The 19,614-nt window shown below is 58.8% G+C and carries 12 protein-coding genes; all 12 read left to right on the plus strand.

Annotated elements, in window-relative coordinates; all coding sequences use genetic code 11:
- The first annotated feature begins 113 nt into the window (after positions 1–113).
- The gene (locus tag C1719_RS01520; protein ID WP_102373948.1) at positions 114–1,586 is read left to right on the plus strand and encodes a response regulator transcription factor; all 1,473 of its coding nucleotides are present in this window, start codon (positions 114–116) and stop codon (positions 1,584–1,586) included.
- A gap of 257 nt (positions 1,587–1,843) precedes the next feature.
- On the plus strand, positions 1,844–2,698 hold the full coding sequence (gene mazG / locus C1719_RS01525; RefSeq protein WP_219717777.1) for a nucleoside triphosphate pyrophosphohydrolase: 855 nt from the start codon (positions 1,844–1,846) through the stop codon (positions 2,696–2,698).
- A gap of 126 nt (positions 2,699–2,824) precedes the next feature.
- Positions 2,825–7,042, plus strand: a complete 4,218-nt coding sequence (locus tag C1719_RS01530) for an EAL domain-containing protein (RefSeq protein WP_102373487.1) — start codon at positions 2,825–2,827, stop codon at positions 7,040–7,042.
- 157 nt (positions 7,043–7,199) lie between these two features.
- The gene (locus tag C1719_RS01535) at positions 7,200–7,916 is read left to right on the plus strand and encodes a GTP pyrophosphokinase (RefSeq protein ID WP_102373488.1); all 717 of its coding nucleotides are present in this window, start codon (positions 7,200–7,202) and stop codon (positions 7,914–7,916) included.
- A 146-nt stretch (positions 7,917–8,062) separates the two neighbouring features.
- On the plus strand, positions 8,063–8,797 hold the full coding sequence (locus C1719_RS01540; protein WP_219717778.1) for an ATP-binding protein: 735 nt from the start codon (positions 8,063–8,065) through the stop codon (positions 8,795–8,797).
- 173 nt (positions 8,798–8,970) lie between these two features.
- Positions 8,971–11,325: an ROK family protein gene (locus C1719_RS15615; RefSeq protein ID WP_180963412.1), complete on the plus strand. Its 2,355-nt coding sequence runs from the start codon at positions 8,971–8,973 to the stop codon at positions 11,323–11,325.
- A gap of 592 nt (positions 11,326–11,917) precedes the next feature.
- Positions 11,918–13,066: a serine/threonine protein kinase gene (locus tag C1719_RS01550; protein ID WP_102373489.1), complete on the plus strand. Its 1,149-nt coding sequence runs from the start codon at positions 11,918–11,920 to the stop codon at positions 13,064–13,066.
- A gap of 268 nt (positions 13,067–13,334) precedes the next feature.
- A complete protein-coding gene (locus C1719_RS01555; protein WP_245874243.1) occupies positions 13,335–14,489 on the plus strand; it encodes a DMT family transporter in 1,155 nt (384 codons plus the stop codon).
- Positions 14,490–14,661: 172 nt separating this feature from the next.
- Entirely contained in the window at positions 14,662–15,222 is a 561-nt protein-coding gene (locus C1719_RS01560) for a hypothetical protein (RefSeq protein WP_102373490.1), read from the plus strand.
- A gap of 211 nt (positions 15,223–15,433) precedes the next feature.
- The gene (locus C1719_RS01565) at positions 15,434–16,765 is read left to right on the plus strand and encodes an MFS transporter (protein ID WP_102373491.1); all 1,332 of its coding nucleotides are present in this window, start codon (positions 15,434–15,436) and stop codon (positions 16,763–16,765) included.
- Between the two features lie 175 nt (positions 16,766–16,940).
- The gene (locus tag C1719_RS01570; protein WP_102373492.1) at positions 16,941–17,528 is read left to right on the plus strand and encodes a TetR/AcrR family transcriptional regulator; all 588 of its coding nucleotides are present in this window, start codon (positions 16,941–16,943) and stop codon (positions 17,526–17,528) included.
- 413 nt (positions 17,529–17,941) lie between these two features.
- Positions 17,942–19,582, plus strand: coding sequence for an amino acid permease (locus C1719_RS01575; RefSeq protein WP_245874245.1), 1,641 nt, complete (start codon positions 17,942–17,944; stop codon positions 19,580–19,582).
- Positions 19,583–19,614 lie beyond the last annotated feature (32 nt).

Genomic DNA, 19,614 nt, shown 5'->3' on the forward strand with positions numbered 1-19,614 from the left:
AGCGCCAATCCGCCGTGGTATGAGCGTGCCATGGCGCAATGCGGGCTGCCATCGCACGCATCATGCGAAATGTCGGCGGCGTGCGTGTCATCCATTTCGAGTGAGGGACTTTCATGAGGGGTTTTCCTGTAGGATCGCAAAAATCATTCGGTTTCGCTTCGCTTGTTCCCATCGGGCTCATCTCATTCGCGCTCACGCGCGTATGGATGACGCTTGCCATCAACCTCCATATCACGATCGGCCCGTCGGCCGACGCCGTTGCCGCCATTCAGGCCCTCGTGACCATAACCATCGTTGCCCGGTTCCTCACCGACGCCGTGCTCGTTGCCTTGGGAAGCAGAATCTCATCGCTCGCATCGCATGCCACGGTTGTCGCCGCCGTGCCCATAGCCCTCTCGTTCGGCACCTTGTTCGTCACGTGCGCCGCCAACGGATGGATCGACAGCTTTGCGCTGCTTGCCATCGGCGCTGTTTTCTGCGGCGTGGGCATCGAGGCCTTCTGGCTTTTATGGAGCGAGCTGTTCGTCAAGATGGATTTCGATGCAGTGAAAACGATCATATTGGCCAAGATCGGCATCGACGCCGTATGCGCGCTTGCTTTGAACTCCATCCCCTTCGACGTTGCTTTTGTAATGTTGATCGTCGTGCCGCTGATCTGCCTGGCCGGATATAGGCTAGCTTGGTCGCTTCGAAGGAGCGAGAGCGCTTCCGGTCAGGCAAAACCGTGGAGGAACATATCGCTTGGGCAATTCGCGCCGATCGGCATCGGTGTTATGCTTCTGTGTTTCGGATTCAACTTCTCCCAATCGGGGTTCCAAGACGCGCTCTCGGGAATCGACAATTCGTATACGCTGGGCATTTGGGTGTCTATTCTGGGGCGGTTCGTCACGTTCGCCGTGATGGCCGTTGCGCTGAAATTCATGAAAGATTACCACTTCGAGGTACTGTTCCGCGCATCGATCCTCATTGCCGCGATTGGCTTTCTTTCCCTCATCCTCCCGTTCGAGGGGAGGTTCGCGTGTTTTTGCGTCGCCGTGATCGTTGCGTCGTTCATTGCGGAAAACGCCATCACGTTGCTTACCGTGTATGCGGCGAAGCATGCGACGAATTCGCCGGTGCAAATCCTTGCCTGGGGTCAGTTGGCGCTTCGCGCGGGAGGCCTGTGCGGCGTTATCGCCGGAAATGCGATTGCGCTCACCATGTCGGCGGGCGTGCATGAAGAGGTGCTGCCGTATTTGGTGTCGCTCGAGGTGCTGCTGCTCACCTTCGCCGCCATGTACTTCATTCGCGAGCAGAGCGTCAACAAGTTTTTGTGGGAAGTCGTCCCCGAATCGTCTGACGAGGAAAGCTCCGATGCTGCAGCGCCTTATACGACGGCGCAGCTTGCCGGTTCGTATGGGCTGACGCAGCGCGAACAGGAAGTGCTGGGATTGCTGCTGAAAGGTCGCAGCATCCCCTATATCAAGGAGACGCTCTACATCAGCACGAACACCGCCAAAACCCACGTGCGGCATATCTACCAGAAAATGGGGATCCATGAGAGGCAGGAACTCATAACGCTCGCCAACACGTTTCGCGGCAAATAGGGCGGGTTTCTTCCAGGCGCGCTATACTCGTAGTTGAACATGATATGCAGGCGGCGGCGATCGCCGTGCGCGTGCGCACCCGCGTTCAATGGGAGGAGCCAGGGCGCTACGCAGGGATGACCGACCAACGCGCACGTTCGCGCCCGCGTTCGAACGGATGCTAAAGGCGATGCTGACCGGCAGGCGGGTCGCGCGTGCATGCAATTGCACCGCAGATGAGGGCCGAGATGCGGCTCTCGCAAAGACAGGAGCACGATATGACAGAGCAGGATCATGCGGATTTCAGCGATTTCGTTGCAACCATCGCCGCGCTTCGCGCGCCTGACGGCTGCCCGTGGGATCGCGAGCAGACGCACGGGAGCATCGCGAAGAACATGATCGAAGAAGCATACGAGGCGGTCGACGCAATCGAGGCGAACGATATCGTCCATCTGCGCGAAGAGCTCGGCGACGTGCTCTTGCAGGTGGTGCTGCAAAGCCAGATCGCTGCCGATGCGGGCGAGTTCACCATCGACGATGTCTGCCGCGATGTGAACGCCAAGATGGTTCGCCGTCATCCGCACGTGTTCGGGAGGGCGAAAGCCGAGAGCGCGGGCGACGTGCTCGCCTTGTGGGATACCGTCAAACTCGCTGAAAAGGGCGACGCCGATGCGCAGGCCGAAAGCACAGGCGCTGAGCGCGAAGGCCTGCTCGACAGCGTGCCAACGGCATTTCCCGCGCTTATGCAAGCCCAGAAGATTTCGCGTAAAGCGGTTTCGGCGGGCTTCGAGTGGGATACGGTCGAAGAGGTGTGGGCCAAGGTCGCCGAGGAAGCGGGCGAGCTGCGCGAAGCGTTCGATGCCGCGCCGAAAACGGATAAAGGCACGGTCGCCGAAACCGCCGAGACCGTCGTGGAGCTCGAATTCGGAGACGTGCTGTTCACCTTGGTGAACGTTGCTCGCAAAATGGGCATCGATGCCGAGAGCGCGCTGCGGGCCAGCTGCGGCAAATTTCGAAACCGCTGGTCGTTTATCGAGGGGGCCGCATGGGCCCAGGGGCGCAAGGTCGAAGAGCTTTCGATGGACGAGATGCAGGCTTTGTGGGATAAGGCGAAAGAGCGCGAAAGGGAATAGCCAACCGGCGGTTGATTGCCCGACTGTCGCAAGTGTTTGTATAGCGAACGGCCTCGATGAGCGGTATCATATAAAACCTATTTAGTCAGCGTTGCAAACGCAGAGACGAGGAGGCGCTCGATACCGGTGGGTGACCCATATGCACACGGGGCAAAGCGACTCAAAAAGCCGTTTGCCGAACAGGTTGCGGCGGCTTCTCGCAACGATGCGATTACGGGGCTCTACGATGCCGACGGCTTTGCCGATACGGTGCGTCGTCTGCTCGAAGAGAACCCGCAGACCGAGTTCATCATCGTCTACGGCGATCTGGATCGGTTCAAGGTCTTCAACGATCTGTACGGAGCAAAGGCAGGCGACGATTTGCTCGCGGCCGTCGGCAGGATGATCGCCGACAGGCTGCCCGAGCACGCCGTGTCGGCCCGCCTGCGCGCCGATCACTTTGTTTGCTGCATGCCCAAGGAATCGTTCGATCCCGTCTTGTTCCTCGCCGAACTCGATGTTTGGCTTGCCGCCTACCCTGTCGACTTCGCCTTTTTCGTGCGCTTGGGCATCTATGCGATCGATGATCCCGCACTCGATGTCGCGCGCATGTGCGATCGGGCGCTTCTCGCCCTGCACGAAGCGAAGAAAGGAGCCGGCGCAAGCAGCTGCGCGCGCTACGACGACAGTTTGCGCGACACGCTGCTCAAGGAGCAGGAGATGGTGGGGGATATGGCGAACGCTTTGGAACAAGGGCAGTTCGGTCCGTTTTTCCAACCCCAGTACCGTTATTCCGACGGATCGATAGTCGGGGCCGAGGTTTTGGCGCGGTGGAAGCACCCTGTGAGAGGTTTGGTGGGCCCCGGCGAGTTCATTCCCATATTCGAACGCAACGGCCTTGTCGCGAAGCTCGATTTCTATCTGTGGGAAGCGGCTTGCAAGGCGCTGCGCTCGTGGCTCGACGACAAGACGATAGAGCGGGTGCCTCCCTTGGCGGTGAACATATCGCGCGTCGACATCTACCGCGACGACCTATGCGATTTTCTCAAATTGCTGGTCAAGCGCTACGATATCGCTCCGGATCTGCTTCATCTCGAAATAACCGAGAGCGCATACATGGAGGCGCCCGAACAGCTGATCGGCGTTGTCGCCGAGCTGCGCGAAGCCGGTTTCAGCGTTGCCATGGACGATTTCGGCAGCGGGTACTCTTCGCTCAACACGCTCAACGACGTGCCGGTCGATGTCCTCAAGCTCGATATGGGCTTCCTTGAGGCACGCAACGATACGCGCGGCGGCATCATCCTCGCTTCGATCGTCCGCATGGCCCGCTGGCTCGATCTGCCCGTTATCGCCGAGGGCGTGGAAACGCAATATCAGGCCGATTACCTGGCGGGAATCGGATGCGATGTCATGCAGGGGTACTTGTTCGCCAAGCCGCTTGATCGCGATGATTACGAGAGTCTGCTGGTCGGGCAATCGAGCGGAGCCGCCGGCCCGCATATGGGAGAAGAGGTTGAAGACGTCATACCCGATGTGTGGGATGCCGATTCCCATTTTGCGCTTCTGTTCAACAGGTTCGTGGGGCCTGCCGTGTTGGCGGAATACAGCCTTGCCAACCAAAATCTTGAAATCATCAGAGGAAACGATGCGTTTCGCAGCTGGTTCAGCGGACGGTTCACCGAGAAGGTGGGGTGGAGCGTCCGGTTCCTCACCGAGCTTTCCGACGGCGATCGCATGGCGGCCGAAGCAACGATAGAGCAGGTGGCTCGCAGCGGCGAGAGCGGCGAATGCGAGGTGAGGGTTTGCGGCGAAGGCGGCGAGAAGGCGTGGGTCCGCATTCGCGTGCGGGCGCTGGCTCGGACGTCGGATGTGTGCTCGCTGTTCCTGCAGTTCGAGCAAACGTCCGAACCGCAGGTGCTGCGGGATCGGCTGAGGGCGACCATCGACAGCATTCCCGGCGGCATACTGTTCCTCGAGATCGGCAGGGGTTCGGCGAAGCTGCTCGACTTCAGCGACGCTGCAGCGGAGATGTCCGATTGCACGCGGGAGGAATTCGAAGAGGCTGCGCAGCCCGATGTGAGGAGCATCGTCGTCAAGCGGGACCGAAAATTCATCGAAGCCGGCATCGATGACATGCGAAATGGCTCCGATCGGTTTGCATGCACGGTTCGCATTTACGGGAAGAAGGGCGGCATCCGCTGGGTGCATGTATCCTCTTCTGTCATGTACCGCGATGAGGAAACGCTCTGCATCGCGGCGGTCCTCATCGACGTCACGAAAGACAAAGAGGTACAGCAGCGGGTGAAGTTGCAGGCGGCAACCCAGATGCGTCTATACGATGCCATGCCCTGCGGCATCTTGCGCTATGCCGCCGAAGGCTCTCTCAAGCTGGTTTCGATCAACCGCACGGGATGCGAGATGTTCGGGTGCGCCAACAGCGACGAGTTCTTCGAAATGGTGGGCGACGACGTGTTCGGGCCGCTCGCGCCGGAAAGCAAAGACGATCAGCTCGCCGCCCTCGAAGAACTCAAGCGCGGCACCTCGTCCATCATGCCGTTCGAATGCAGGGCAATGCGCAAAGACGGATCGATGATCTGGATCGAGGGCTATTCCTCGCTGACCGAAGGCGAGGACGGAACACCGCTTGTTCAAGCTGCGTTCAACGATGTATCGCATCAACGGCTCGAGGAGCATGAGCGCGACATGCGGCGCTACTCTTCGGTGCTGTGCTCGGTGTACGACGAGGTTCTCGAATACGATTGCGTGCAGAACACGTGCCGCGTCGTGTACTCCGCGCACAGGCCATCGGCGAATGCCGAACCCATCCCGATGAAGCTGGCGATCGAGCGATGGTCGAAGCACATTCCCGAAAAATCGGATCGGGACAAGCTGCGCGCCGCCCTCGAGGCCTGTTCGGGCACCTCTGGGCGGGAGCCGTTCGTGTGCTCGTACCGTCTGATGGCAGGGGGTAAGGCCGTTTGGTGCCAATCGACGTTCCTGCGCGTTTCGGATGATTTCGTGCTGTGGTGCAACAAAGACGTGAGCGAACACGTATCGGCCGAAGATCGCCGCATGATCGCGCGCGTTTCCGATATCGTCGGCAAGCTGCCGGTCGGCATCGGCGTCTACCGCTACACCGACGAGGGCGTGTATCCTTTTTACGTAAGCGATCTCATGTGCTCGATGTTCGGTCGCGAGCGATCCGAATACAACGAGATCATCGAAACGGGTTCGGCCCTATCGGTGCTGCCGGTATTCTTGGACGCGGGCGGCGGGATCGCCATCGGGGATATCGTGCAAAACGGCATCGACGTCGAACTTGAAACGAAGCGTCTCGACGGTACGTCGATCAACGTCCACGTGCAAGGCCGTGCGGTGCGCGAAGGCGAGGGCTTCGAGGCGGGCGACGGCGAGGGCGTGTTCATCTACGTCGTCGCAACCGACGTCACCGAAGCGGTTCGCGAGCGCCGCGCTGCGGCGTGGCTCAACGAGCGCTATCGGATTCTCAGCGAAATGACCCATGCGATCAGCTTCGACTACGATTTCGAGAGCGATACCGTGTACTTCTACATCGATCGCACCGGAAGCGGGATGGAGGCGCAGGTCATACCCCGTTACTTTGAGACCTTGTCCAAATCGCGCTGCGGCGTCGTCCATCCCGACAGCATCGATACCGTGCATGCGATGTTCGAACGGGTGCGCAACGGCGCGGAAAGCGGCGCCATCGAATACCAGGCCGATTACTACGGTCGCGGTTACGAGTGGTATCGCACCAATCTGTTCGTGGTGAGCGACGATGCTGGATCGCGCCACTTGGTGGGATTGATCGAAAGCATCCAAAACGAATTCGTTTTGCGCCGCCGCGCGGAGCTCGATGAAACGACTGGGCTTACCAACCACGCTACGGCGAAGGACCTCGTCAACCTTGCCCTGTCCGATCCGCAGGTTCGCGGATCGAGCGTTTGCGCCGTTCTCGACATCGACGATTTCAAGCTGGTGAACGATACGTGCGGCCATATCGAGGGCGATGCGCTGCTCCATGAAGTGGGTACGGTGCTCATTTCGAGCTTCCGCGAAAGCGATATTCTCGGACGCGTAGGCGGCGACGAGTTCATGCTGCTGCTCAAGAACATCGAACTCGAAGACGCCCTGAGCAAGTTGCGGGGTGTGGCGGATCGCATCTCGGAGTATGTGTTGCCCAAGCTGGATGCATCGCCCTCCTTGAGCATCGGAGTATACGCGATCGGCGAAGACGATCTGACGTACCGCGATGCGTTCGTGAAGGCGGATGACGCTCTGTACCGCGCAAAACGGGCTGGCAAGAACCGCATCGTGGTGTATCAGCCCAACTGCATGCCGGAGTGATGCCCAAACGCCGCAAGCTCCCGACAAACCTAAAGATTTGCTGACAATTGGGCCGAGGGCAAGCTTGGAGCGCCGATACTTCGGTATGCTGGAGCGTACTGACGCACATGCGTGCACGGATGCGATCCGTGCCACCGTATAACGATAGGCGGGTTACATGGGAAATACGGTATCGGCCGAGCCGGAGCTCGACCTTGCGGTAGCCGAAGGAAGCGAGATCCTCAAATCGCGCAACCTGACGATCGACGACATCAAGAGGATGCGCGATCTCGAAAGCGCAACGCGCGGCATCATGCAGAAATACCACGCGGCGATGCGTCAGATGGAGGTGCGCTTCGAAATCATCGACGCCGACCTGAGTGCAAGGCAGAACCGCAACCCCATACACCACGTCGAGTCGCGGCTCAAAAAACCGGCGAGCATATTTGAAAAGCTGCAGCGCTACGGCAGGCAGACGACCATCGAAGATATGGAAGCCTACATCATGGACATCGCGGGCATCCGCGTCATCTGCTCTTACATCAGCGATGTCTACAAACTGCTCGATCTCATCAAACGGCAGGACGATTTGACGCTCGTCACGGTCAAAGATTACATCTCCGAGCCGAAGCCCAACGGATATCGAAGCCTTCACATCATCGTGAAGGTACCCGTGTACTTCCTCGACAAGAAGGAGGAAGTGCCGGTAGAGGTTCAGTTCCGCACCATTGCGATGGATTTCTGGGCGAGCCTCGAACACGATCTCAAGTACAAGGCCGTGCGCGCCATCGAAGGAATCGATTCGTTCGACGAGCTGAAGGATTGCAGCCATATCATCGAGGATGTGGAAGCACGCATGCAGATCCTTGCCAAAGCGCTCGAGGTTGAGGAATAGGTCTCTCCCGCATCGGCGGAACGGGCGTGCGGACGCTCCGGTCCCGTCATGGGACGACGGAATGCTGTGTTGGAAATACAACAGACGGCATCACGGCTTGCTGGTACCGTATCTCGAAAACAACCTGGGAGCGTCAGGAGCGGATAATGGCTAAGGAAATGAGAACCGTCATTGCGATCGACGAGGATCGCTGCAACGGTTGCGGGCTGTGCGTGAGGGCGTGCCACGAGGGCGCGATTGCGCTTGTCGACGGCAAGGCGAAGCTTATGTTCGAGCACTATTGCGACGGACTCGGCGACTGCTTGCCCTCGTGCCCTGCGGATGCCATCTCGTTCGTCGAGCGCATGGCGGCACCGTACGATGAAGCCGCTGTCGCTGCGGCCCAGGCGGCCGCCGCATCGGCTGCCCAGGGCAGTGGCTCGGCGCAGCACGGCGGATGTCCGGGGGCTGCCGCAAAATCGTTCTCGCCCCATGCGCCATCCGAGGCGCCGCATGGGGCCTCGCCCGAAAATGCCGCGAGCGAGCTTCGCCAGTGGCCCGTGCAGATCAAGCTCGTCTCGCCTGCCGCGCCGTATTTCGCGGGCGCGGATTTGCTCGTTGCGGCCGATTGCACCGCTTTTGCCTACGGTGCCTTCCACCGTGATTTCATGGCTGGCAGGGTGACGCTCGTCGGCTGTCCGAAGCTCGATGCGATCGATTACGCCGATAAGCTGACCGAGATCGTAGCGGGAAGCGATATCTCATCGGTTACGGTGGCTCGCATGAGCGTGCCATGCTGCGGCGGCATCGAGAGGGCTGCTCGCGAGGGCGTGGCTGCAAGCGGCAAAGCGATACCTCTTTCCGTGCGCACCATAGGAACGGACGGGATGCTGCTCGATTAGCCCCGCGTGTCTTCGCCGTCTTTACGTCTCTCGCCTGCAAGCAGAAGTTGAAGCAGCGCGATTCTTCTCCCAAAAAAACGGCAAACGGTATCATTGCATCGAATGATAATGTCCATGCTCGCATAGGGGGAAATGCGGGGCGCCGCAGGATAGGCGCCCCGTTTGCAGACGCCATGAGAAAACGCATCTACGAGATCGTGCAGCGCGCCCAGCCTGGGGATGCGCTCAGCCGCGCCTACGATGTATTCATCGTCGTCGTGGCGTTCGTCAGCTTGATTCCCCTGATGTTCAAAGAGCAGGATGGCGTGCTGACGATGCTCGACGTGGTAACGGTCTACATCCTGTTCTTCGATTACGTTCTGCGGTGGATGACGCATGATCTCAAGACGGGGCAAGGGGGCTGGAAGACGTTCGCGAAGTATCCGTTCACGCCGCTCGCCATCGTCGATCTGCTCGCCATCCTCCCGTCGCTCGGCGTGCTTCCGCAAACGTTCAGGTTCCTGCGCGTATTGCGCGTTGCGAAGATATTCCGGTATTCCAAAAACCTTATGATCGTGGGAAACGTGTTCAAGGCGGAGCGCAAGACGCTGCTATCCGTGCTCGTCGTAGCCATCGCCTACATCTTCGTGTCGGGACTCATCATGTTCGTCAACGAACCCGATACGTTCGAGCATTTTTTCGAGGCGCTGTACTGGGCGACGACGGCGCTCACGACGGTCGGCTATGGCGACGTGTCGCCCATGACCGATCTGGGGCGGGGAATCTCGATGGCGTCTTCCCTGTTCGGCATCGCCGTCATTGCGCTTCCGGCCGGCATTATAACCGGCGGATACCTTGAAGAAATCCGGAAAAGCCAGGCGGATCATGCGGCGTACTTCCATTCGGCGATACCGGGCCGCTACAAAGGAAAGCCTCTGCATGCCTATATTAACGTGGGGGAGTATGCGAGGGCGCATCCTAAGGTCATGTACTACCTGAAAATCATGGCACTCGGCGTTGCGCTCGATATCGTTTTGTACGATCTCGTTTCATGGCTCGGACTGCCGCTCTGGCTCGATACGGCAGGCACCGCCCTCGTCGCCGTTGTGCTCGAGCCCGCCGCCGCGCTCATCGTCGGCTTCATCGATAATCTGTATTTGGCGATCGTGTTTCAGAATGCGGGCAACCTTCTGTACTTCGCCCTGTCGGCGATCGTCGCTTTGGTCTATGGTATTCTTTTCGCCAAAGGCAGAAAGATTACGGGGCGCTCGATCGGGTTCGCCGTGCTGTTCCTTGTTGTGGCGAGCGCAGTTATCTCGACGCTTCTGAGCTACGCGTTCGACGGCGGCGTCCCCACGCTTGCGGGTACGGTGAACTACTGGGAGATTCTCGTGGAGTGGGGCGTTCCCGCCCCGCTTGCCTGCTTCTTCGCGATCGCTTTGGACAAGCTTGTCGATTCCATCGGCGTATTCGCGATCGTTATGGGAGCGGCCCGCCTCTTCAAGCCGAGGACATTCGCTTCGGACGACGTGCAGGGCCTTCCGAGCGTGGAATTGAAAGGCGGGGCAGCCGTGGTGCATTGCATACCTGAAGCGCCTATCGAGACAGACGAGGATATGGTTCTCGGCATTGATGTGGGTGGAACGTCGACGAAGATCGGCATCTTCACCGTAAGCGGGACGTTGCTTTCCCGCCACGCGTTTCCGACGGTAGCCGTTCGGGCCGACGGATCTTTCGCGAAGCTTGACGAGGGATACGATGCGGTGCTTTCGCGCATCGGCGTAGAATCGAGCAGAATCGTTTCGATCGGCTTGGCGGTTCCCGGCATGATAGCTGCGGAAGACTCGCTGAGGCTCTGCCCGAACGTCGATCTCGATCTGCGGGCGTACAAATCGTATCTGCGCGTACGGTTCGCCCGCGCTTCGGTTCACGTGATGAACGATGCCGACGCCGCAGTGCTCGGCGACATGTGGAAGGGAAGCGCTGCGGAGCGCGGAGCCACCACATTCGCGCTGCTGACACTGGGTACGGGCGTCGGTGCCGGGGTTGTCGTGAACGGCAAGCTGATTTCCGGCAACAACGGGGCGGTGGGCGAAATCGGGCATCTGTGCGTCGATCCTGCGAGCGATGTCGCCTGCGGGTGCGGAAGGACGGGGTGCCTTGAGCAGTTCGCCTCGGCGGGGGCCCTTGTGCGGATGGCGACCGAGTATGCAAGCGATGGGTGGGGCGGCTACGAGAGCGCGAAAGACGTGTTCGATGCCGCAGGGGCCGGCGACAAGGCGGCCCGTGCCGCGATTGAACGGTTCGCCGACCGACTGGCTTTCGGGCTTTCCCAGATGGCATGTTTGCTCGATCCCGAACTGTTCGTTCTCGGGGGCGGTCTGTCGGTTTCTGCGGAGGCGTTCATCGGAGTCGTGCGCGAGCGCTACAGGGGCTATGCGCTCGAGGTTTGCCGTTCGACGCCTATCGTCGCTTCCGCTTTGGGCAACGATTGCGGCATGTACGGTGCGGCGTATCGGGCGATGAAGAAGCTCGGCCCTGCGGGATAGGGCAGCTTGCTGCATGGGGCGTCGCCCGTCTTGCAGTGCGAATTCGGTCATATGGGGTAAAGCCGATCGAACGGGATGGACGCAAGCCGGATGAAGCTTTGGGAACGGTGCCGTGCGGCAAGCCCGTCGGTCCATATTGTGCAGGGGGCTTATCCGCGCAGATATCTTGCTGCGAACCTATTCATGCAAACCGCCGCCTCCGTATTCTTTTTCGACGTGTGGAAAGTGAATATTTTTTATCGATATACAATAATTGACGTGTCGTGGGGCACCCTCTATTCCAATTGATGAGGCATTAGCGTTTATATTTTGTGCACTTGAACAAAAATAGTGCCAAAAGTGATCAAAAACGTTCGTAAAAAAATCTTGCACGTGAACAAAAATATTTCTTGCACTTGCACAAAAATGATGGTATACCATAGGCAAGGGCAAAACTGGCATAGAAAATGCCACGGAGGAATCGGGGATTCCACAAGCACGGCAGAGTCCCTTTGCGTGTTCCTGCAGCCGCGGTACTTATGCTGGGAAGCTGCATCAGGTAGTGCGCCACTTACACATTTGGAAGGCGTCGCCTTCCAGAAAGGAGACTGTCATGGCGAAGATAGTCAACTCTTGGAACGACTGGGATCCGTTGAAGCGCGTTATTGTCGGCCGTTGCGACAATTCTATGATTCCCCCCGAGGAGCCCGCGACTTCCGAGAAGGTTCCCGTTGATTCCGAGATGCGCGGCATGTGGGGCCTCCGTCCGCTCGCAACCGTCGAGCGCGGCAACGAATGCCTCGAGAACCTCGTCAAGATCCTTGAGAGCCGCGGCGTTCAGGTAGACCGCCCGACTCCGCTCCAGTGGAACCAGGCCATCGGCACTCCCGATTTCCGCAACGACTCCATGATGACCTGCATGCCTCCCCGTGACATTCTGCTCACCATCGGAAACGAGATCATGGCTTCTGCGAACTCCTTCCGTTGCCGTTATTTCGAGTATCTGGCTTACTGGCCGCTCATGAAGCAGTACTTCGACGAGGATCCCCAATTCAAGTGGACCCAGGCTCCCCGTCCGCGCCTGACCGACGCTTCCTACAAGCACAACTACTACGACGAGAAGATCTCGCTCGAAGAGCGCCTCATCCGCACGGCCAACAAAGACTTCGTCACCACCGAAGTCGAGCCGATGTGGGATGCCGCCGATGTGATGCGCATGGGCAAGGACCTGTTCATCCAGCACGGCCTTACCACCAACCGCACCGCTATGGAATGGTTCCAGCGTTACTACCCCGATCTGCGCGTCCATGCCGTGAATTTCCCCGGCGACCCGTATCCGATCCACATCGACGCCACCTTCGTGCCGCTTCGTCCGGGCCTGATCATCAACAACCCGGTTCGCCACCTGCCCGAAGAGCAGCGCGCTATCTTCGAGGCCAACGATTGGCAGATCGTCGATGCTGCTCAGCCGGCTCACGACGAGCCGCCGGCGCTGTGCTACAGCTCGGTGTGGCTGTCCATGAACTGCCTCGTGCTCGACCCGAAGACCGTTATCGTCGAGGCTTCCGAAGTGTATCAGCAGGAGCAGATGGACAAGCTCGGTATGAACGTCATCCCCTGCGATCTGCGTGACGCCTATCCGTTCGGCGGCGGCCTGCACTGCTCCACCGCCGACGTCTACCGCGAAGGCGGCTGCGAGGATTACTTCCCGAACCGCGTCAAGGATTCGACGCTCATCCATCCGGAGATGTGGAACGACTAAGTTCTCGCAACCCGCTCGTTTTACTGCTACTACCGATTCAAGACCAGTCGATAGAAAGGGGGTTTGGTCGCTTAAGCGAACCAAACCCCCGTTTTGTTTTGGGGCATACCACCCCTTAGGTCGTTGCATGCTTAAACCCATCGCATGCCGAAGGCGAAGCGGCTTTTCGCACGACTTGGCCTCGATTTCGCCCTGCGATGGGCAGCGCCTCCCGTGCTGCGCATCCGACGACCGCCCTCATTTCCCTGCTACTGGTTAAGGAGGACCAATGGCGGATAACAATGATCTCAACCCCATGGGGACAGAGAAGAAAAACGGGAACGGCAAAGACGGATCCGGCGGATACAAGATGAGGGTGGGCTTCGGTACCATCGCCATGCTGATCTCTGCCACGGGCATGGGCCTCGTACCGCTGTTCAGCCGTTGGGCTACGCGCACCGATATGTTCGACGGTACGGCGGGGTTCAACGCCGGAGATAGCATCGGGGCGCTCATGGCGGTCGGACGCATGGGCATGGGCGTCATATTCTTCGTGATCCTGCTTCTTGCCACCCATAAAGTGCATGTATTCAAGAAGCTCAAACTAACGCCCGCCATAGCGCTCGGCGGCCTCATGATCGGTCTGTCGCTTGCGTGCTACGTGACGTCGACGCTTTTGACCACGGTGTCGAATGCGGTGCTCTTCATCTACATCGGCCCTGTCATCTGCGTTTTGCTGGCGCGAATCTTCCGTAAGGAGCCCATGTCGAAGCTGCAGTGGGTTTGCTTGCTTGCGGTGTTCATCGGCATGCTGTTCGGCAACAACCTCATGGGATTCAATGAAAGCGGCTTTTTCATCGATTTCAATCTGCAAACGTCGACGCCCGAATTCCCCATGAAGGGAATCGGCGATATGTTCGGCCTCGCATCCGGCGTGTTCTACGGCGCGTCCATGTTCTTCAACGGCTACCGCAAAGACGCCGACACCACGGCCCGCGGCGTATGGAATTTCATCTTCGCAGTAGTCGGCGCCGGCGCCGTGACCATCATCCTCAACTCGCTCGGCTCGTCGCCGGATATGGCGAACTGGGCTCTCAATGTGCACTTCACGCCGTTTAACTGGGCCGGCGCCGTTCTTCTGTGGATCATCTGCGGGCCCATCGCCCTCGGGTTCTTGCTGGTTGCCGGGCGCAATCTTCCCGCAGCCGACTACGGGACCATTGCGTATTGGGAGGTCCCCGTCGCGATCTTCGTCGGGCTCGTCGTCTTCGGCGAGGCGCTTACCGTCAACACGATTATCGGCGGCATACTCATTATCGGAGGCGGCGCCGTGCCCTCTATCAAAGGCATGATTGCGGGGCGCAAGCTCAAGCAGCAGGAGGAAATCAGCCAAAAGCTTGCCGCCCATCTTGAAGAGGAAGAAAGCAAAGAAGGGTTGAGCTAGATTCTGCGATACGCACTCGGCCGCGTGTTCCTGCTTACGGTGAACGAGATAACGAAGCGCAGGCGAGCAGCCGACCGACGGGACGGTTGGCTGCTCGGCAGAATAGCGTGGAGGTTGTCGGGCGGTTGAGGCGTTTTATGTATGCTCGGATGAGCAGAAAGAGGTGTGGCACATGAAGATGACGAACAATCTGACCCACATTGCTACCGAGGTCGAGTTCGAAGCTGCAATGAGCGAAGAGGAGCTTGCCTGCGTGTTCGAGCGGCTGGGCATTCCCGGCTTTCCCGCAGAGCTCGACATTGCGGAGCGCACGGAAGATCACGTGCAGATGATGTCGCTCGAATCGCTGCTTGCGTTTGCGAAGGCGAACGGCGCGGGGGCGGTTGCCTACGACGTGACGTACTTCCCGCATGCGGACGACGAAGAGGTTGCTTACCAGCTCAAGCAGCTGGCCCGCGATTTGGAGATCAGCGCCGAAGTCATTCGCGACGTGTGCGCAGATGAGATCAAGGAGTATCTGGCGCTCGACAAGAAGCGCAACGCCGATCTTCCCGTGCACAGCATCGTGGAGGCGTATGTCGGCGGAACCGCGTTCGCCTGGTACGGCATGAATGATTACCCGCGGCTGAAGCGCGTCATCTTGAGCAAGCTCGCCAAGGGCGGCCAGAAGGCGAAGCGTTCGTTCATCGACCGCGTGAGCAGGGCGCAAGTCGAGCTGCTCGAAGATTACTGATTGTTTACAAGGTAGGTCTACTGACTGCACATATTGTTACATGATGACGAGAATCTTAGTTTTTAGGGGTATTATGCTCTAGAGGCAAGGCTATCCATTCCCGTCTTGGAAGGAGGGCTTCACATGAACTACGCGTTTCGCGGAAGGTTCCGCGCGCACATGAACGAGGCCGCACATTTCTTAGGGGATTATCATGAATGCTGAAAAAACCATGGCAACCGAGCCGTCGCTGCGCGAATTTTCCGAAGAAGAGAAGCACAGAACGCTCAAGAAGGTTACGTTCTCGTCGTTTCTCGGGAATTTCATCGAATGGTTCGATTATGCGAGCTACTCGTATCTGGCAACGGTTATCGCGCTTGTCTTCTTTCCGGGCGAAGACCGCTTGGTTTCGGTTATGAGCACCTTCGCCGTTTTCGCCCTTTCGTTTCTCGTGAGGCCCATCGGTGCGATCTTCTGGGGCAACATGGGCGATAAGAGAGGCCGCAAGTGGGCTTTGTCCATTTCGATCCTCATGATGAGCGGGGCGACGTTTCTCATTGGCTGCCTGCCCGGTTACGCGGTCCTCGGCGTCGGCGCGCCGATCCTTTTGCTGGTGCTGCGCATGGTGCAGAGCTTCTCTGCAGCAGGCGAGTACGCCGGTGCGGCCACCTTCATTGCCGAATACGCGCCAAAGAACCATCGCGGCTTCTACTGCTCGATGGTTCCCGCTTCGACGGCGACGGGCCTGCTCGTGGGTTCTCTGTTCGCCACTTTCATGTTCAACGTATGGGGCGCCGAATCGTCGTTCGTGGTCGATTGGGGCTGGCGCATTCCGTTTCTTTTGGCTTTGCCGCTTGGCTACATCACCCACTACATCCGAACGCATCTCGAGGATTCGCCGGTGTACGAGGAGATGCAGCGCAACCTGAAGCGCATGGGTTCAAGCGTGAAGAAGCCCATCCGCACGCTGTTCAAGAAGCATTTCCGCGTGTTGGTCGTTTCGTTCGGCGCCTGCGTGCTCAATGCGGTCGGGTTCTACGCCGTGCTCACGTATTTGCCGAACTACCTTGAAACGACGCTGAGCTACGATGCGAGCTTGGCCTCCGTCATCACCACCGTCGTGTTGGTGGTCTACATCGGCTTCATTTTCCTTTCGGGGCGCATATCCGATCATTTCGGACGCAAGAAGATGTTGATTATCGCATGCGTTGGCTTCATCGTATGCACCATACCGGCATTCATGCTGTTGGGAACCAAGAACTTTTGGATCATCCTCATGGTCGAGCTTATCATGTGCTTGCTACTGACCATCAATGACGGCACCCTGTCAAGCTACCTGACCGAGACGTTTCCCACCGATGTTCGTTATTCGGGATTCGCCTTGAGTTTCAATTTGGCCAATGCCATCTTCGGCGGATCCGCTTCGTACATCTCGTTCTGGCTGATCGACGCTACGGGCAACGATATCGCACCGGCGTTCTATATGGTGTTCATCGCCGTGCTCGCTCTGGTGGCAATGATCATGTCGCACGAACATACGGGCAAGGATTTGTCGGAAGTGTAGGGCCGGCCTGCTGGCTATCGAAGGATTCGAGCGGCTGCATCGTTTGCTTTGCTTGCAGCCGTCGGTTGTTGCCCCGCATGCCCTTTGGGCTGCGGGGCGATCTGCCGTATAATAGGGAGAAATACATGTGCGGGCAGCGGAGCGAACAGAGCGGGACTGTCCGATGGGAGGGCGTATGGGCGAGACGTCGCAAACACCGAAATCTCTGAAGGCGCAAATCACGCGTGCATCGCTGGTGCTGGCGGCGGCGGCTCTTCTGCGCGAAGAGGGGCCGAGCGCCGTAACGTATAGAAGGGTTGCCAAGTGGGCGGGCGCCGCCTCGTCGTCGGTCGGATACTACTTCGATTCGGTGACGGAGCTTTTGCAGGAAGCAGGCCAGCACAATATCCAAATGTGGGCGCAGCGCGCCGAACGTGCGGCCGAGGCGGCTGAAAAACTCACTCCCGAAGAATGCCGCAAGAACTGCGTCGATCTGCTGATCAAGGCATGCTTGCCCGAGGATTCAACCGTGCCGGCAGCGCACTACGCCCAGCTGATCGCGGCAGCCGAATCGGAAGCGGTCACGAAAGCCTACCAGCGGGGCAGGCAGGCTCTCGATGCGGCGGTGCAGCGCATTCTCGATCGGGCGAGCGTGTCGATGTCGCCGAGGCTTGTCTACGCCATCGTCGACGGTGCCGCCGTCGCGGCGATATCCGAAGGCTACGATGTGCACGACACCGCAGCAACGCTGCTTGCCGAAGTCATTGCCGACTATATGAAGTAGGTGTACTGCGGCCTGCTCGACGTCATTTTGGCCCGACGATGCGCTTGCATTGCCCAATTCGTTTCCCATGCGATAATTCGGACGGCGTTTTCCTTATCGCGGTTCTTCCCGTTGCGCTTCTCGCGCAATCTCCCTCTTACGGCAGACGATTCGACGGTTTCGGCGGCAAACGGTCGCTAATGCTATGCTGGCGGCATCAAATATGCGGCGGACGGTTGAACCTATAACCTCGGGACTCAACGATTACAGCTGAGTTTCACGGAGCTTCCGAGACGGTCACGGGTCGACCACGCGAGGGTTAACGATCTCCTGTAGCTCTTGCATGCAATTTCTCAGATGGTAGAACGGGTAAGAACCTAAATTCGTGTGCGCCCATGCAGGCGCGCACCCGTCTGAGAAAGGAGATGATGAGCATGAGCAAATCGAGCGGACCATCCACGTCGTCGGAAAGCGCCCCCATCGGTGCAGTCGGCAAGCCGAGCTTCAAGCGCAGCCTGAGCTTCTTCGGCTTCTTCGCCATCACCGCTTCAATGGTTATGACGGTGTACGAGTATCCCTCGTTCGCCTCGTCGGGATTCCAATTGGTTTTCTTCCTGATTATCGGCGGCCTGCTATGGTTCCTTCCGGTTGCCTTGTGCGCTGCCGAGATGGCAACGGTGAAGGGGTGGGAGTCCGGGGGCATTTTCGCCTGGGTCGGCAACACGCTCGGCAAACGCTGGGGCTTCGCCGCGCTGTTCTTCCAGTGGTTCCAGATTACCGTCGGCTTCGTGACCATGTCGTTTTTCGTTTTGGCCGCATTGGCCTACGTGTTCAAATGGGACGCGCTCTACAATAACCCGCTCGTCATGTTCATCGGCGTTGCCATCATAGTATGGGCGTTGACGTTTACGCAGCTCGGCGGTACGAAATTCACCGCGCGTATTTCGAAGGTCGGCTTCTTGGGTGGCATTCTGCTTCCAGCCGCGATTCTGTTCGTCGGCTTGGCCGCCTATTTTCTGACTGGCGGTGCGTCCCAGATAACGATGGACTTTCACACGCTTATCCCCGATTTCAGCAAGGTGGATACGCTTGTGATATTCGCATCGTTCATCTTGGCGTACATGGGCGTAGAGGCGAGCGCTTCGCATATCAACGAGCTGAAGAATCCGACGCGCAACTACCCGCTCGCCATGATCATCCTCGTCGTTATGACGATTGCGCTTGACGCGCTCGGCGGGCTGGCCGTTGCGACCACGCTTCCCGCCGAAACGCTCGACAGCAATCTTTCGTTCGGCGTTATCGAGGCGTTCAAGGCGATCTTCGTAACGCACCTGGGTGCGGAATGGGGATGGCTCGTCTACGTTGTCGCCGTGCTGCTTGCACTCGGCGTGCTCGCCGAGATCTCCGCGTGGATCGTCGGTCCGTCGCGTGCGCTGCTCGATACCGCGCACGAGGGCATTCTTCCTCCCACGTTCAAGAAGGTCAACAAGCACGGCGTGTCTGTGAAGACGGTCGTTATCCAGGCGGTCATCGTAACCGTATGGGATGCTGTGCTCTGCGGATCGATCGCCCTTTCGGGCGGATCGAGCTCGTCGGTCGGATATCTGACCGCCATCGGGCTTACCGTTGTCATCTACCTCGTGGGATACGTGCTGTTCTTCCTCGGCTACTTCGTATTGGTCTTCAAGAAGAAGGATCTGCCGCGCAAGTTCCAGCTTCCCGGCGGCACGCCGTTCAAGGCTATCTTCGCCGGCATCGGCATGGTCGTGACGATTGCGACGCTCGTCATCTCCTTCTTCCCCTCTTCGGAGCTGACGCCGCAGGCGAACATGGTTTATCAGACCACGTTGTTCGTGTGCTTCGCGGTTTCGGTGGCTTTGCCGTTCATCATCTACGGCCTGCGACATCGCTGGTCGGGTTCGGGAACGCTTCCGCCGACCGGTGGCGATCCGCTTCCTGCAGGCAACGCCGCCGCAGCGCAGGGCATCGGCGGGCCCGATGCGAAGCCGAGTGCTTCGGTGATGGAATCGGCGGCGTTTAAGGATGCGCGCGCCAAAAACCGTCCGGGCAGTTGAGCCCTCAGGTGGTAAGCACCGCGAGCCGGTCG

Origin of the sequence: Raoultibacter massiliensis (genome assembly GCF_900199545.1) — a bacterium.
Taxonomy (GTDB): Bacteria; Actinomycetota; Coriobacteriia; order Coriobacteriales; family Eggerthellaceae; genus Raoultibacter; species Raoultibacter massiliensis.